Here is a 15,728-nt window from a genome sequence, read left to right as displayed (position 1 = left end):
GGCATCAGCGCGAACGAGGCGAAAATTATTCGTCGTCGTCGAAGTTGTAACTGCCCGGCGCGAGGTTTTCGAAGCGGGTGTATTTACCGATGAACGCCAGGCGAATAAAGCCGATCGGGCCGTTCCGCTGCTTGCCGATAATGATTTCGGCGATGCCCTTGTGCTCGGTTTCCGGGTGATACACCTCGTCCCGGTACACGAACATGATGACGTCGGCGTCCTGCTCGATCGCTCCGGATTCCCGCAGGTCGGAGTTCACCGGACGCTTGTTCGGACGCTGTTCCAGGGAGCGGTTGAGCTGCGACAGCGCCACCACCGGGCAGTTGAATTCCTTGGCCAGGGCTTTCAGGGATCGCGAGATCTCGGAAATCTCGTTGGTCCGGTTGTCACCGCTGGAGCCCGGGATCTGCATCAGCTGCAGGTAGTCGATCATGATCAGGGCAATGTCGCCGTGCTCACGCACCAGGCGCCGGGTGCGGGCGCGCATTTCCGACGGGCTGATGCCGGCGGTGTCATCGATGAACAGTTTGCGGTCGTTGAGCAGGTTGACCGCCGAGGTCAGGCGCGGCCAGTCGTCGTCTTCCAGCTGACCGGAACGCACCTTGGTCTGGTCGATACGGCCGAGCGACGACAGCATACGCATGATCAGCGATTCGCCTGGCATCTCGAGGGAGTACACCAGCACGGCCTTGTCGCTGCGCAGTACGGCGTTTTCTACCAGGTTCATGGCGAAGGTGGTCTTACCCATCGACGGACGGCCGGCGACGATGATCAGGTCGGCCGGTTGCAGGCCGCTGGTCTTCTCGTCGAGGTCGGTGTAGCCGGTGGACAGGCCGGTGATGGCGTTGTCGGTGTTGAACAAGGTGTCGATACGGTCGATGGCCTTGGTCAACAGCTCGTTGACGCCAACCGGGCCGCCGGTCTTCGGCCGCGCCTCGGCGATCTGGAAGATCTGCCGTTCGGCTTCGTCGAGGATTTCCTCGGCGGTACGGCCTTCGGGGTTGAAGGCGCTGTCGGCGATCTCGGTGCTGATGCCGATCAACTGGCGCAACGTCGCCCGCTGACGGACGATCTGCGCATAGGCCTTGATGTTGGCGACGGACGGCGTGTTTTTCGCCAGCTCGCCGAGGTAACCGAGGCCGCCGACCTGGGAAGTCTGCCCTTCCTTGTCCAGCTGCTCGGCCAGGGTCACCACGTCGATCGGCGAGTTCTGGTCGGCCAGTTTGGCGATCGCGCGGAAGATCAGGCGGTGGTCATGCCGGTAGAAATCGCCGTCGGAGACTTGATCGAGCACGCGTTCCCAGGCGTTGTTGTCCAGCATCAGCCCACCGAGCACGGCCTGTTCGGCCTCGATGGAATGCGGCGGCACCTTCAGCGCGGCGGTTTGCAGATCGTATTGCTCGGGAGCGGAGATTTCGTTCATGGCCACTTGGAGTCAGGTTTGAAAACGGGAGTACCAGAAAGACAAAGGGCACGACCTGTAAACAGGATCGTGCCCGATGTTACCGGCAAGCACCCGAGGGTGCCAGCCGACAGGTGTTGCTTAAGCTGCTACCACGACAACGCGTACGGTGGCTTCAACTTCGGCGTGCAGGTGCACAGCCACGTCGAATTCACCCACGTTGCGGATGGTGCCGTTCGGCAGACGAACTTCGCTTTTCGCCACTTCAACGCCGGAGGCGGTCAGTGCGTCAGCGATGTCGTGAGTACCGATCGAACCGAACAGCTTGCCTTCGTCGCCAGCGGTGGCAGTGATGGTCACTTCCAGCTCGGCCAGTTGGGCAGCACGGCTTTCAGCCGATGCTTTACGGTCTGCGGCAGCTTTTTCCAGCTCAGCACGACGCTCTTCGAACGCAGCCAGGTTGGCAGCGGTCGCAGCGGTAGCTTTGCCGAAAGGCAGCAGGTAGTTACGGCCGTAACCGGCCTTAACGTTTACTTTGTCGCCCAGGTTGCCCAGGTTGGCGATTTTTTCCAGAAGGATCAGTTGCATGTGGAAATCCTCTTAACTTTTAACCTTCACCGTTCGCGTTATCGATGTCTTTCGACACGTGACGACCGCGAAAATCAATCAGGCTGTCGACAATGGCCAGAACCACGAGCAACGGACCGAGCAAGTGCATGAAAGGCACGAGCGTGACGTATATCCCCACCAGCCAGAAACCGGCCAGCCGTTTCTGCGCCACCAACCCGTGAACCAGGGCCAGACCGGCGAAGAACAGCGGCACACTGCACAGCGGCCACAGAATCAAGGCATGCATCCCGAAGAACGGGGCTACGCACATGACGGCCAGCAATGACAGCGCAACGCTTTTCGGCAGTCGGATGGCGCGAAACTCGCGACCGAAACCGCCGGGGTTATACAACAGCGCCTGCCAATATCGCCCAAGAATCAGGCACAGCACGCTAAAGACCTGCAACGACACCGCCGTTGAAATGATCGACAGCGGGACCGCCAATGCCGCGAGAAACGCTTTCTGGTCCGCCGAGAATTTCTCGTAGACCTCACCCATCGCCAGCGGCAAGACTTGTTCAAACGTCTGCGCCAGCGTCGCGGTGAAGGAACTGAACACAGTCCCCAGACTCACGGCAAACAGCAATCCCACGACCACGCTGCCCAGCAGCACGCGATTCCAGGAATGGCCGGCGCGTAAAACCAGCGCCAGACTGCAGGCTCCGAGCAGCACGATCAATGCCGTCGGATCCTTCAGGAAGTGCCAGCTCACCAACGCTGACAACACTCCCAGACCCAGGACGCTCAAGGCGTCCGAACCGCGCCGCAGGAGCACAAGGCAACCTGCAGCGGCACTCAACCAGAACAACAGCGGCAATGCCGCCGATCCGGCCACAACCAGCGTGGCCTGCACACGCCCCCGCATGATGAATTCAGCTAAGGCACGCATGCATTCAATCCTTTGCTACTTGTCGACTGCCCGGTCTCAGCGGCCGTGGCTGTCGGTGTAGGCCAGCAGGGCCAGGAAGCGGGCGCGCTTGATAGCGGTGGCCAGCTGACGCTGATAACGAGCTTTGGTACCGGTGATGCGGCTTGGAACGATTTTGCCGGTCTCGGATACGTAGGCTTTCAGAGTGTTGAGATCTTTGTAATCGATCTCTTTCACGTCTTCAGCGGTGAAGCGGCAGAATTTACGACGACGGAAGAAACGTGCCATTTGATAGGCTCCTTAAAAGGTCCGTGGATTACTCGTCAGCGTTATCGCTGTTGTCGCTGTCATCACCCTCAACGCCATCAGCGTCGGAGTGCTCAGGACGGTCGCGACGCTCACGGCGCTCACTGCGGTTTTCTTCAGCCTTGAGCATCTCGGATTGGCCGGTAACGGCTTCGTCGCGACGGATGACCAGGTTACGGATCACTGCATCGTTGTAGCGGAAGTTGTCTTCCAGCTCGGCCAGGGCCTTGCCGGTGCACTCAACGTTCAGCATCACGTAGTGAGCCTTGTGAACATTGTTGATTGCGTAGGCCAGTTGACGACGGCCCCAGTCTTCCAGACGGTGGATTTTGCCGCCGTCTTCTTCGATCAGCTTGGTGTAACGCTCAACCATGCCGCCGACTTGCTCGCTCTGGTCAGGGTGGACCAGAAAGATGATTTCGTAATGACGCATGAATGCTCCTTACGGGTTGTAGCCTGCCGCTCAAAAACGGTCAGACAAGGAGTGAATGACACTTATGGACTTGCTGGCGCGGGGCACATGCGTGCCTGCCGTCACAGCAAGGGGCGCAATTGTAAAGAAGGGACTGAAGAGGTGCAAGGCAAATGGTGATTATTTGAACAGTCACCCATTCTTCGCTTTCGCACAAAACACTGTGGGAGCGGGCTGGCTCGCGAATGCGTCACATCAGGCAACATTAATGTCGACTGACACTCCGTCTTCGCGGGCAAGCCCGCTCCCACAGTTTGTTTACGTACAGCCTTATTTCTTGGCTGTTGCCTTGGCCTTGGCACCGCGTTGCCGCTGCGCTTCGAACAGGCACACACCCGTCGCCACGGAGACGTTGAGGCTGCTGACGCTACCGGCCATCGGTAGCTTGACCAGGTAATCGCAGTGCTCGCGGGTCAGGCGGCGCATGCCCTTGCCTTCGGCCCCCATGATCAGGATGGTCGGGCCGGTCAGGTCCTGGTCGTACAGGCTGACTTCCGCCTCACCCGCCGTACCGACTACCCACAGCCCGCGCTGCTGGAGCTTTTCCAGCGTGCGCGCGAGATTGGTCACGGCCACCAGCGGCAGCACTTCCGCCGCACCGCAGGCGACTTTACGCACCACCGGGGTCAGGGTCGCCGACTTGTCCTTGGGCACGATCACCGCCAGTGCGCCGGCGGCATCCGCCGAACGCAGGCAGGCGCCGAGGTTGTGCGGATCGGTGACACCGTCGAGCACCAGCAGCAGCGGCGCGCCTTCGGTACGGTCGAGCAGTTCGTCGAGCATCGCCTCGCCCCAGACCTGGCTCGGACTGACGTCCGCCACCACGCCCTGGTGCACGCCTTCAACCCAGGCGTCCATTTCGCGACGCTCGGCCTGGCCGACCTGGACACGATTTTCGTTGGCCAGTTCGATCAGGGTCTGCACCCGCGGATCGCTCCGGCCTTCGGCCAGCCAGATCTGCTTGACGCGCTTGGGATGGTGACGCAGCAACGCTTCTACCGCGTGAACGCCGTAGATTTTTTCCAACTGACTCATGACTTCGCCTTCGGTTTACGCGCCCCGCCGCTTTTGGCTGGAGCGGAACCCGCTTTCGGCGGGCCCTTGCGGTGTTTGCTCGGTTTGGCTGGCTTGCCGCCGGTCGCCTTGTCAGGCGCCGACCGTCCGGTCTTTCCCCCAGACGCCGCTTTACCACCGTTTTTCGCATCGGCCAGCAACGCTTTTTTCATTTCACGGCTTTTGCGCAGCTCGGCGTTTTTCGCCACGGCATCGCTCGGGCGATAGGCCTCGACGGCTTTTTCCTTGGCCGGACGCCGGCTGGCGGTTTTCGCCGGAGCCTTTTCTTCCGCAGCCTTGGTTGCCGCTGGCGCAGCGGTCTCGGCGCCGCGCTTTTTGCGGCCGATCGGCGCGCTGATGGTTTTTTCCGCCATCTCGAAGTCGATCTTGCGCTCATCGAGATCGACGCGCATGACCCGCACTTCAACGGTGTCGCCGAGACGGAAGCTACGCCCGGTGCGCTCGCCCGCCAGGCGGTGATGCACAGGATCGAAGTGGTAGTAGTCGCCCGGCAGCGCAGTGACGTGCACCAGGCCTTCGACGTAGATGTCGGTCAGCTCGACGAACAGACCGAAGCCGGTGACCGCGGTGATCACGCCCGGGAACGACTCGCCCACGCGATCCTTCATGAACTCGCACTTGAGCCAGTTCACCACGTCGCGCGTGGCTTCGTCGGCACGCCGCTCGCTCATCGAGCACTGCTCGCCGAGCTGTTCCAGCGCCGCCTCGTCGTACGGATAGATGCGCGCCTTCGGAATGGTCATCGCCCCGGCACGGCGAACGTGCGGAGTGTCCTGTTTCGAGTGGATCACGCTGCGGATGGCGCGGTGCGTGAGCAGGTCCGGGTAACGCCGGATCGGCGAAGTGAAGTGGGTATAGGCTTCGTAATTCAGGCCGAAGTGGCCTTCGTTCTGGGCGCTGTACACCGCCTGGCTCAGCGAGCGCAGCATCACGGTCTGGATCAGGTGGAAATCCGGACGGTCCTTGATGCTCGCCAGCAGCGCCTGGTAATCCTTCGGCGACGGACCGTCCTTGCCTTTGTGCAGGGACAGGCCGAGCTCGCCGAGGAACGCGCGGAGTTTTTCCAGACGCTCCGGTGGCGGGCCGTCGTGGACGCGGTACAGCGCAGGAATTTCGTGCTTCTTGAGGAATTCGGCAGTGGCCACGTTGGCCGCCAGCATGCATTCCTCGATCAGCTTGTGCGCATCGTTACGGGTGGTCGGACGGATTTCGGCGATCTTGCGCTCGGAACCGAAGATGATCCGGGTTTCCTGAGTTTCGAAATCGATCGCGCCACGCACGTGACGGGCCGCCAGCAACACTTTGTACAGTGCGTAGAGCTGCTTGAGGTGCGGCACGACGTCGGTGTATTCACCGCGCAGCTTGCGCCCTTCAGTGGCTTTCGGGGTTTCCAGCATCGCGCTGACCTTGTTGTAGGTCAGGCGGGCGTGGGAATGAATCACCGCTTCATAGAAGCAGTAGTCGGTCATTTCGCCGGACTTGGAGATGGTCATCTCGCAAACCATGGCCAGTCGATCGACGTGCGGGTTCAGCGAGCACAGGCCGTTGGACAGCTGCTCCGGCAGCATCGGCACCACGCGTTCGGGGAAGTACACCGAGTTGCCGCGCACCTGGGCTTCGTTGTCCAGGGCCGAGCCGATCTTCACGTAGCTGGAAACGTCGGCAATCGCCACGTACAACTTCCAGCCGCCGGAGAACAGGCGCAGCTTGCCTGGCTTGGCTTCGCAGTAGACCGCGTCGTCGAAGTCGCGGGCATCTTCGCCGTCGATGGTGACGAACGGCAGGTGGCGCAGGTCGACGCGCTTCTCTTTGTCCTTTTCCTCGACTTCCGGCTTGAGCTTGCCGGCTTCCTTGAGTACGGCTTCAGGCCAGACGTGAGGAATGTCGTAGGTGCGCAGGGCGACATCGATTTCCATGCCCGGCGCCATGTAGTTGCCGACCACTTCGATCACGTCGCCTTGCGGCTGGAAGCGCGGCGTCGGCCAGTGGGTGATTTTCACCTCGACGAACTGACCGATCTGCGCGTTGGCGTTGCGGCCCGGCGTGACCAGCACTTCCTGCTGGATCTTCGGATTGTCGGCCACGACGAAGCCGATGCCGCCTTCCTCGAAGTAGCGGCCGACGATGCTTTCGTGAGCACGCGACACCACTTCAACGATCACGCCTTCACGGCGACCGCGACGATCCAGGCCGGAAACCCGCGCCAGGGCACGGTCACCGTCGAACACCAGACGCATCTGCGCCGGGCTCATGAACAGGTCGTCGGAACCGTCGTCCGGCACCAGGAAGCCAAAACCGTCACGGTGACCGCTGATGCGGCCGAGGATCAGGTCGAGCTTGTCCACCGGCGCGTAAGTACCGCGACGGGTGTAGATCAGTTGAGCGTCGCGCTCCATGGCGCGCAGGCGGCGGCGCAGGGCTTCGATCTGGTCTTCCGTGGTCAGACCAAACTCTTCGACCAGTTGCTCGCGGGCAGCAGGCGAACCCCGATCAGCAAGGTGCTGAAGGATCAGTTCGCGGCTGGGAATAGGGTTTTCATATTTTTCCGCTTCACGAGCGGCCTCGGGATCGAGGGACTGCCAATCGGCCATTAGAGAGTTTTCACCTTGTCTATATGCGGGTTAGTTTGGCATAGGCGTGTTCAAACGGGAAATTTCCGACTCTATAAGGTCTGTCTTGCGCTCTGTATCGACACCTGGAAGCCCTTTTGCACACCGCTGGTAAAAAAAATCATTTTTTTTGCTGGCGGGGGTTTACAGTTAAAAAGTCGCTCCGTATAGTGCGCGCCATCGACGACGTGCAGACGCTGTCGAGATGCCCAGGTGGTGAAATTGGTAGACACGCCAGCTTCAGGTGCTGGTGACCTTACGGTCGTGGAAGTTCGAGTCTTCTCCTGGGCACCAATTTCGAGTTTGAGACTAGATCAGTTTCAAGACTCACACAAAACCCGCGAAAGCGGGTTTTTTGCATTCTGCGCAACGCTTTTTGCAAAGCTGATTTATTAAAATCAAATCAGGGGTTTACAGATCAAAAAGCGCTCCGTATAGTGCGCCACATCAACAGCGGCAACGCTGAAGATGATTGCCCAGATGGTGAAATTGGTAGACACGCCAGCTTCAGGTGCTGGTGACCTTACGGTCGTGGAAGTTCGAGTCTTCTTCTGGGCACCAATTCAAATTCAAGGTTACGACCTTGAATTTCACAGAAACCCGCGAAAGCGGGTTTTTGCGTTTCTGGCCTCCTGAAAACCTGCGCCCCCCCCCCCAGAAGGCCGCGATCTTCTGATCGACCTTCGGCCCGAACCTCCGGCAATTCCTGCAACGGCAACGCAATCCGCCGTATCAGAGCCAGCGACGCCCCACAAGGCGCACTTGAGAAACAATATCGTTTATCATTGTTGCAAGTTTTTGCAATGCGACAGTGAGGAACCCTGCGAATGATGTTTCGAAATACCCTGCGCCGAGGCCTGACCTTCACCCTCCTCGGCCTGGCGCTCGCCACTCCCCTCACCCAGGCTGCCGATGCGGTTTCCCTGACTCTCTACAACGGCCAGCATAAGGAAGTCGGCGACGCGATCGCCAAGGCTTTCGAAGCCAAGACCGGCATCCACGTCAACGTGCGCAAGGGCAGCAGCAACCAGCTCGCCAGCCAGATCATCGAAGAGGGCGACCGCTCCCCGGCCGACGTCATCTACACCGAGGAATCCCCACCGCTGAACAACCTCGGCGAACAAGGCCTGCTGGCCAAGGCCGATGACGCCACCCTGGCGGTTCTGCCGAAAAAATACGTCGCCGGCAACGGCACCTGGATCGGCGTCACCGCGCGGGTCCGCGTAGTGGCCTTCAACCCGAAACTGATCGATGAAAAAGACCTGCCGAAATCGGTGCTGGATTTCGCCGATCCGCAGTGGCAGGGCAAGGTCGGTTTCGTCCCTACCAGCGGCGCCTTCCAGGAACAGGCCGTGGCCATCATCAAGAAACATGGCCGTGATGCCGCCGAAGAATGGCTGACCGGCCTGCGCGCTTTCGGCAAGACCTACAGCAACAACATGGTCGCCCTCAAGGCGGTGGAAAACGGCGAAGTCGCCACCGTGCTGGTCAACAACTACTACTGGTTTGCCCTGCAACGCGAGAAAGGCAAACTGGATTCCAAACTGCATTACTTCACCGGCGGCGATGTCGGCGGGCTGATCACCGTATCCAGCGCGGCCGTACTGAAATCCAGCAAACATCCCAAAGAAGCCCAGCAATTCCTCGCCTACATGGCCAGTGAAGAGGGTCAGCGCGTGATCACCCAGACCACCGCCGAGTACCCGCTGCATAACGGCATGCAATCGGATCGCGGCCTCAAGCCGTTCAGCGAGCTGGAAGCGCCGGATGTGACCCCGGCCGACCTCGGCAACGCCGAAGAAGCGCTGGATCTGGAACGCGAAGTTGGCCTGAACTGATGACCGCCACGTTATCCGCCCCCGCCGCGCGCGGGGGTTACGTGCCACGGCGCAGGCGGCCGTCGATCTGGCTGCTGCTGCCGGTGTTGCTGCTGGTGGTGCTGAGCCTGCTGCCATTGGCCTATGTCGGTCTCAAAGCCTGGCAGGCCGGCTGGTCGCAGGCGCTGCATCTGCTGTGGCGGCCGTACGTGTTCGGCCTGCTGCGCAACACCCTGGCGCTGATGGTCGGCGTGACGGTCACCTGCGGCGTGATCGGCCTGTCGCTGGCCTGGCTGCTGGAACGCAGCAATCTGCCCGGGCGGCGCCTATGGGGCGTGATCCTGTGCCTGCCGTTCGCGGTACCGGCATTTGTCAGCAGTTTCACCTGGGTCTCGTTGAGCGCGCAGTTCGAAGGCCTCGGCGGGGCGATCCTGGTGATGAGCCTGTCGAAGTACCCGCTGATCTTCCTGCCGGTGGCGGCTACCCTGCGCAACCTCGATCCATCCCTTGAAGAGTCGGCGCGCACCCTCGGGCAGAATCGCTGGGGGGTGTTTTTCCGCGTCACCCTGCCCTTGCTCTGGCCGTCATTGCTGGCCGGTTCGCTGCTGATCGCCCTGCACATGCTGGTGGAGTTCGGCGCGCTGTCGATCATCGGCCTGCAAACCTTTACCACCGCGATCTATCAGCAGTTCGAACTGGAGTTCAGCAACGCCAACGCCGCGATGCTCTCAGCGGTGTTGCTGGCGCTGTGCCTGTTACTGCTGTGGCTGGAACTGCGCGTGCGTGGCAAGGGCCGCCACGTGCGTACGGGCCAGGGCGCCGCGCGCCGGGCAGAACAAGTGCGTCTGGGCCCATGGGCCGTGGTCGGTCAGGTGTATTGCCTGCTGCTGGCGATCGTCGGTAGCGGGATTCCGCTGGGCATGCTGGCGTACTGGCTCGCCGTCGGCTCGTCGGCAGCATTCCCGGTGGCGGCGATCACCGAGGCCTTGCTGTCGTCACTGGCCCTGTCGCTGGGTGGCGCGGCGCTGTGCCTGGTACTGGCGGTGCCGGTGGGATTGCTGGTGGTGCGCTACAAGGGCCGACTGGCGATCTGGGCCGAGCGTCTGCCCTATCTGCTGCACGCTCTGCCGGGACTGGTGATCGCGCTGACCCTGGTGTATTTCGCCCTGCATTACGTGCCGGTGCTGTACCAGACCTCGACGCTGCTGCTGATCGCCTATGCCCTGCTGTTCCTGCCGCTGGCGCAGGCACCGATCCGCACCGCACTGAACAAGGCCGCGCCGCAACTGGAAGAAGCCGCGCGAACGCTCGGCGCCTCGTCGTTCACGGCGTTCTGCCGGGTGACCCTGCCGATCATCTTCCCGGCATTGGGTGCGGCGTTCGCGCTGGTGTTTCTCGATGCGATGAAGGAATTGACGGCGACGTTGCTGCTGAGTCCGACCGGGCTCAATACGCTGGCGACGGAAGTGTGGGCGCATACCGCGAATGTCGAGTTTGCGGCGGCGGCGCCTTATGCGGCGTTGTTGATTCTGGTGTCCGGACTACCGGTTTATTTGCTGACGACGCGGATGTATCTGAGCCGCTGATAGCGCTTTCGCGAGCAGGCTCGCTCCCACACTTTGACCGAGAACGCGATCCAATGTGGGAGCGAGCCTGCTCGCGAAGAGGCCCGCCCAGACAACCTCAAGCCCTGAACTGGCCCAGACTGGCCTTCAACTGCGCCGCCAGACCATCCAGCACCTTGCCACTGGCCGTGGTTTCCACCACCGCCTGAGCGGCTTTCTCGGCCTGGGCATGAATGGTTTCGACCCGCCCGCGCACCGCCTGCGCGCCTTGCGCCTGATGCGCCGCGGCCTGCGTCGCCAGACCAATCGCCGCATGCACCTGCTCGACCGACGCCTGTACCGACTGCTGCAGCCGAGCGCTGTCGCGCAATACCAGCAAGCCTTCGCTGGCCTGGCGCCCTGCCTGGCCGATGGCCTCGACCGCCTCACGGGCGCCCTGCTGCAGGGCGACGATGTGCGCCTGGATGTCGCCAGTTGAGCTCTGGGTCTTGCTCGCCAGCGCTCGCACTTCGTCGGCGACCACGGCAAACCCGCGACCGGTCTCGCCAGCACGCGCCGCTTCGATGGCCGCGTTGAGCGCCAACAGGTTGGTCTGTTCGGCGATGCCGTGAATCACGGTCAGCACCACTTCGATCTGCTCGCTCTGTTGCGCCAGCCGCTCGATGACCTTCGCCCCGGTGTCGACCTGCCCCGCCAGCGCCTCGATCAGGCTGCCGACCTTGGCCGACGTGCGGGTGTTTTCGTCGGTGGCCTGGCGAATATCGACGACCTGCTTCAAGGCGGCCTGCATGGCCTGGCTTTCCGACTGCGCTTCGTCGGCCATTTGCGACAACGCACGCAGACTTTCCGCGACTTCATCACGCTGCATCCCGGCCGCCGCATCGGCACCGGCATTGCGCAAGGTCATGGCGCCGATTTCCACGCCGGTACGCTGGGCCACATCGCCCGCCTCGCGCACGATCGGCTGCAGCTTGTCGACAAAGCGGTTGACCGCCGAGGCCATGTCGCCGATTTCGTCCTGGCTGTTGATCTGCACGCGTTTGGTCAGATCACCTTCGCCCGCCGCCAGATCATCCATCGCCGCGTTGAGCATTTTCAGGCGATTGACCACCCGATGCCCGAGCACCACCGCCAACAACAGCAGTACGCCGCAACCGACCAGCGCCAGGCCCATGCCGATGCGCCAGCGCAACGTCGCGGCAGCGTCCTGAACGGTGCTGGTGGTGTTGGCTTTCATCTCGGCAGCGGTGGCTTGCGCCGACTGCAGGCGCGCCTGCATCGCGGCGGCACTGTCCGCTGCGGCGCCCTTGAGGCTGTCGCCGACCAGTTGGTCGCTGCTGGCGATCAGCGCCGAGAAGCGCCGGTCGAGAGCCGCCAGATCGGTTTCCACCGACGCGGTGGAGACGCCCATCAGGACCTTGCCGATTTCCACGCCGTTGGGGTTGATCGACGCTTCGAGGTAATACACCGACGGATCGTTCTTCGCCGCGTCCAGCACCTTGTCCAGCGCGCGCTCACCCTGGCCTTTGTCCAGCAAGGCCTTGTTGATCGGATTTTCGCGGTTGAGGTAGCGGGTCAGGTGCTGGCCGGTGGCGTCGTCATACACCACGAACAGCACGTTGGGATTGCGCTGGGCGCGTCGGGCGAACTCGGACAGGGTCGGTACGTCGCTGTCCCACATGGCGCGCGGCGCAACGGAAGCGAGCAACTGGGCCATGTCGTTGGCCGAGTCCTTGAGGTCTTTTTCCAGGGTGGCGCGCAGCTGGGCCTGCTCGTCCTTCAGGCGAGAGGACAGGCCGGCAGTCAACCGTTGACGGGTACTGGCGGACAACGCGTCGAGGCTCGACGTGACTTCCCGCCCCGCCTGCTCCAGCTCCCCGGAAAGCTTCTGGCTGTCAGCGCCCAGGCGGCTGCCGAGGTCGGCTTCCAGCGCCGTGACGGTGCTCCGTGTCAGGGCGACAGCCACCAGCACTTGCACCAAAAGGGCGATACCAAGGGTAACGAACACGGGCCGCAACAAACGGCTTTGTAACAGTGAGAGAACGGCCGACACTGTGAATCCCTCTACTTCTGACGCCATTAATTTGATGGCACTCTTGTAGACAGAATTACAGCAAAGGTCATGCCGTCCAACAGGCATAAACGACAAAGGCCCCGATTAAGGGGCCTTTGCTTTTTACATCAACGACTTATCAAGCGAACGGATGGCGCAGAACGATGGTTTCGTTGCGATCCGGGCCCGTCGAAATAATGTCGATCGGCGCGCCGATCAACTCTTCAACGCGCTTGATGTAGGCACGAGCGTTCGCTGGCAGCTCTTCCAGGGTTTTCGCACCCACGGTCGATTCGCTCCAGCCCGGCACTTCTTCGTACACCGGCTGCAGGCCTACGTAGCTGTCAGCGTCGGTCGGCGCCACGGCGTTGCCCTGTGCATCCTTGTAGCCGGTGCAGATGTTGATGGTTTCCAGGCCGTCGAGGACGTCCAGCTTGGTCAGGCAGATGCCCGAGATGCTGTTCACATCGATTGCGCGACGCAGGATAACGGCGTCGAACCAGCCGCAACGACGGGCACGGCCAGTGGTCGCGCCGAACTCGTGACCTTGCTTGGCCAGGTGCGCGCCGACTTCGTCGAACAGCTCGGTCGGGAATGGACCCGAACCGACGCGAGTGGTGTACGCCTTGGTGATGCCCAGGATGTAGTCGAGGAACATCGGGCCAACGCCCGAACCGGTCGCCACGCCACCAGCGGTGGTGTTGGAGCTGGTCACGTACGGATAGGTACCGTGGTCGATGTCGAGCAACGAACCCTGGGCGCCTTCGAACATGATGTCCTTGCCGGCGCGACGCAGGTCGTGCAGCTCGGCAGTGACGTCCAGCATCAGCGGCTTGAGCAGCTCGGCGTATTCCTTGCACTCGGCCAGGGTCTTTTCGAACTCGATGGCAGGCTCTTTGTAGTAACCCACCAGCATGAAGTTGTGGTAGTCCACCAGTTCACGCAGCTTGTCTTCGAAGCGCGGCATGTTGAGCAGATCGCCAACGCGCAGGCCACGACGGGCCACCTTGTCTTCGTAAGCCGGGCCGATGCCGCGACCGGTCGTACCGATCTTCAGCTCGCCACGGGCTTTTTCACGGGCCTGGTCCAGCGCCACGTGGAAGGACAGGATCAGCGGGCAGGACGGGCTGATACGCAGGCGCTCGCGCACCGGTACGCCTTTCTCTTCCAGCTTGGTGATCTCACGCAGCAGGGCGTCAGGTGCAACCACCACGCCGTTGCCGATCAGGCACTGCACGCCTTCGCGCAGCACGCCCGACGGGATCAGGTGCAAGACGGTTTTCTCGCCGTCGATCACCAGGGTGTGGCCAGCGTTGTGGCCACCTTGGTAGCGCACTACGGCGGCAGCATGTTCGGTCAGCAGATCAACGATCTTGCCTTTGCCCTCATCACCCCATTGGGTGCCCAGGACTACGACATTCTTACCCATAACACTTGTCCTCATTCGCGCAAACTTGGTGCCGGCGATGGCCGGCAGGAAAACTCAAGAGGCCAGTGGCGATACTTGCCAAAGCCCGTTCTGCTGAATCAATTGCCGGTCGCAGTCCGCTTCACGGGCGGCGGCCAAAGGCTGCCCAGGCAGAGCCTGGACGACACGCTGACCCTCACTGCGCAACTGGCAAACCTGCTGCCAGAGTGCCGCATCCGTACTGTCAGGCATCCAGATACCGCCAGACGGTAGCTCGATCTCAGCACGCCCCAGGGTCACCAGGGTTTTCAAATCGGTGGAGAAGCCGGTGGCCGGACGGGCGCGACCGAAGTCGGCGCCGATGTCGTCGTAGCGACCGCCCTGGGCGATGGACTGGCCAACGCCGGGAACGAACACCGCGAACACCACACCGGTGTGGTAGTGATAACCGCGCAGCTCGCCGAGGTCGAAATACAGTGGCAACTGCGGGAAACGCACCGACAGCCGCTCGGCGATCGCCAGCAGATCTTCCAGGGCCGCCAGCACCGGTGCCGGCGCATTGGCCAGGCGCTCGCGGGCGGCGCTCAGCACTTCACGGCCGCCACACAGGTCGACCAGCGCGCGCAGCATCCCGGACAGATCGGCCGGCAGGCCTTCGGTCAAGGTAATGACCTCGTCGATCGCCTTGCGTTGCAGAGCATCGAACAGCTGTTGCTCGACTTCGCCCGACAGACCGGCCGCCTGGGCCAGGCCGCGGTAGATACCTACATGGCCGAGATCCATGTGCACGTCCGGCACATCGGCCAGTTGCAGCATGGCCAGCATCAGGCTGATGACTTCGACGTCACTGCTCGGGCTGGCGTCGCCGTACAACTCGGCGCCCAACTGGATCGGGCTGCGCGATGACGACAGCGCTCGCGGCTGGGCGTGCAGCACGCTGCCGGCGTAGCACAGACGGCTCGGGCCTTCGCGGCGCAGGGTATGCGCATCGATGCGCGCCACCTGCGGCGTGATGTCGGCACGGAACCCCATCTGCCGGCCCGACTGCGGGTCGATGACCTTGAAGGTACGCAGATCCAGGTCCTGGCCCGCGCCGGTCAGCAGGGATTCCAGGTACTCGATATGGGGAGTCACGACGAACTCGTAACCCCAGCTCTGGAACAGATCCAACACCTGACGACGCGCGACTTCAATGCGCGCCGCTTCCGGTGGCAGTACTTCTTCGATGCCATCTGGCAGCAGCCAGCGGTCTACCGTTGCCATTACGCCATTCCCCTTTGATCCGGGCGGCCAGCCCGAGGGCGAGCCTTGAGTGAAGCAGAAAATGACCGGGGCGTTCAAAACGCACGCGCATGAACGACGCGGCGAAAGGCCTGTTACCGGCTTCGCCCATCACTTTCCTCGAAAAACGCTCGGGCCATTCAACCCGATGTCTGCAACAAAAAACAGCAATCAAACATGCAGACGCAAAAAAGCCGGGAATTTCCCGGCTGCCGCATCATACACACGTTTTCCCAAAGGATCACCCCGCCCGAGGCTTTAGCC

12 protein-coding genes and 2 tRNA genes are annotated in these 15,728 nt (G+C 62.0%); 4 read left to right on the top strand and 10 right to left on the bottom strand.

Annotation, left to right across the window (positions count from 1 at the left end; all coding sequences use genetic code 11):
* Nucleotides 1–25 precede the first annotated feature (25 nt).
* From dnaB to rnr, 7 genes are all read right to left on the bottom strand, one after another.
* Complete coding sequence (gene dnaB / locus QRN70_RS21145) at nt 26–1,423, bottom strand: replicative DNA helicase (RefSeq protein ID WP_285419836.1); 1,398 nt, start codon at nt 1,421–1,423, stop codon at nt 26–28.
* 120 nt (nt 1,424–1,543) lie between these two features.
* The gene (rplI, locus tag QRN70_RS21140) at nt 1,544–1,990 is read right to left on the bottom strand and encodes a 50S ribosomal protein L9 (RefSeq protein WP_003186385.1); all 447 of its coding nucleotides are present in this window, start codon (nt 1,988–1,990) and stop codon (nt 1,544–1,546) included.
* Between the two features lie 19 nt (nt 1,991–2,009).
* Nucleotides 2,010–2,900 (bottom strand): YybS family protein, encoded by an 891-nt coding sequence (locus QRN70_RS21135; protein ID WP_285419835.1) that lies wholly within the window; start codon nt 2,898–2,900, stop codon nt 2,010–2,012.
* A 36-nt stretch (nt 2,901–2,936) separates the two neighbouring features.
* A complete protein-coding gene (rpsR, locus tag QRN70_RS21130) occupies nt 2,937–3,167 on the bottom strand; it encodes a 30S ribosomal protein S18 (RefSeq protein ID WP_002551829.1) in 231 nt (76 codons plus the stop codon).
* Nucleotides 3,168–3,195: 28 nt separating this feature from the next.
* Nucleotides 3,196–3,618 (bottom strand): 30S ribosomal protein S6, encoded by a 423-nt coding sequence (rpsF, locus tag QRN70_RS21125; protein ID WP_003221133.1) that lies wholly within the window; start codon nt 3,616–3,618, stop codon nt 3,196–3,198.
* A gap of 309 nt (nt 3,619–3,927) precedes the next feature.
* On the bottom strand, nt 3,928–4,692 hold the full coding sequence (gene rlmB / locus QRN70_RS21120) for a 23S rRNA (guanosine(2251)-2'-O)-methyltransferase RlmB (protein WP_285419834.1): 765 nt from the start codon (nt 4,690–4,692) through the stop codon (nt 3,928–3,930).
* Nucleotides 4,689–7,322 carry a ribonuclease R gene (rnr, locus tag QRN70_RS21115; protein WP_285419833.1) on the bottom strand — a complete coding sequence of 878 codons (2,634 nt, stop codon included), beginning with the start codon at nt 7,320–7,322 and terminating at the stop codon, nt 4,689–4,691. Before rnr ends, rlmB begins: the two co-directional genes overlap by 4 nt.
* A 225-nt stretch (nt 7,323–7,547) precedes the next feature.
* Between rnr and QRN70_RS21110 the strand changes: the two genes are divergently transcribed.
* The 4 genes from QRN70_RS21110 to QRN70_RS21095 all read left to right on the top strand — a co-directional run bounded on the left by QRN70_RS21110 (nt 7,548) and on the right by QRN70_RS21095 (nt 10,743).
* Nucleotides 7,548–7,634, top strand: a tRNA-Leu gene (locus tag QRN70_RS21110).
* Between the two features lie 180 nt (nt 7,635–7,814).
* Nucleotides 7,815–7,901, top strand: a tRNA-Leu gene (locus tag QRN70_RS21105).
* Between the two features lie 266 nt (nt 7,902–8,167).
* Entirely contained in the window at nt 8,168–9,178 is a 1,011-nt protein-coding gene (locus tag QRN70_RS21100; RefSeq protein WP_285419832.1) for an extracellular solute-binding protein, read from the top strand.
* Nucleotides 9,178–10,743: an ABC transporter permease gene (locus tag QRN70_RS21095; RefSeq protein WP_285419831.1), complete on the top strand. Its 1,566-nt coding sequence runs from the start codon at nt 9,178–9,180 to the stop codon at nt 10,741–10,743. Before QRN70_RS21100 ends, QRN70_RS21095 begins: the two co-directional genes overlap by 1 nt.
* A gap of 97 nt (nt 10,744–10,840) precedes the next feature.
* Here QRN70_RS21095 and QRN70_RS21090 read toward each other — a convergent pair whose 3' ends face one another.
* From QRN70_RS21090 to QRN70_RS21080, 3 genes are all read right to left on the bottom strand, one after another.
* Nucleotides 10,841–12,775, bottom strand: a complete 1,935-nt coding sequence (locus QRN70_RS21090) for a methyl-accepting chemotaxis protein (RefSeq protein WP_285419830.1) — start codon at nt 12,773–12,775, stop codon at nt 10,841–10,843.
* Nucleotides 12,776–12,914: 139 nt separating this feature from the next.
* Nucleotides 12,915–14,204, bottom strand: a complete 1,290-nt coding sequence (locus tag QRN70_RS21085) for an adenylosuccinate synthase (RefSeq protein ID WP_011332187.1) — start codon at nt 14,202–14,204, stop codon at nt 12,915–12,917.
* 54 nt (nt 14,205–14,258) lie between these two features.
* The gene (locus QRN70_RS21080; protein ID WP_285419829.1) at nt 14,259–15,446 is read right to left on the bottom strand and encodes an ATP phosphoribosyltransferase regulatory subunit; all 1,188 of its coding nucleotides are present in this window, start codon (nt 15,444–15,446) and stop codon (nt 14,259–14,261) included.
* Between the last annotated feature and the right edge of the window lie 282 nt (nt 15,447–15,728).

The sequence above is a fragment of the Pseudomonas sp. efr-133-TYG-5 genome (genome assembly GCF_030209175.1).
Classification (GTDB): domain Bacteria; phylum Pseudomonadota; class Gammaproteobacteria; order Pseudomonadales; family Pseudomonadaceae; genus Aquipseudomonas.
The sequence above is the reverse complement of the archived record's forward strand: the minus strand, read 5'-3'. Positions and strand labels throughout refer to the sequence as shown.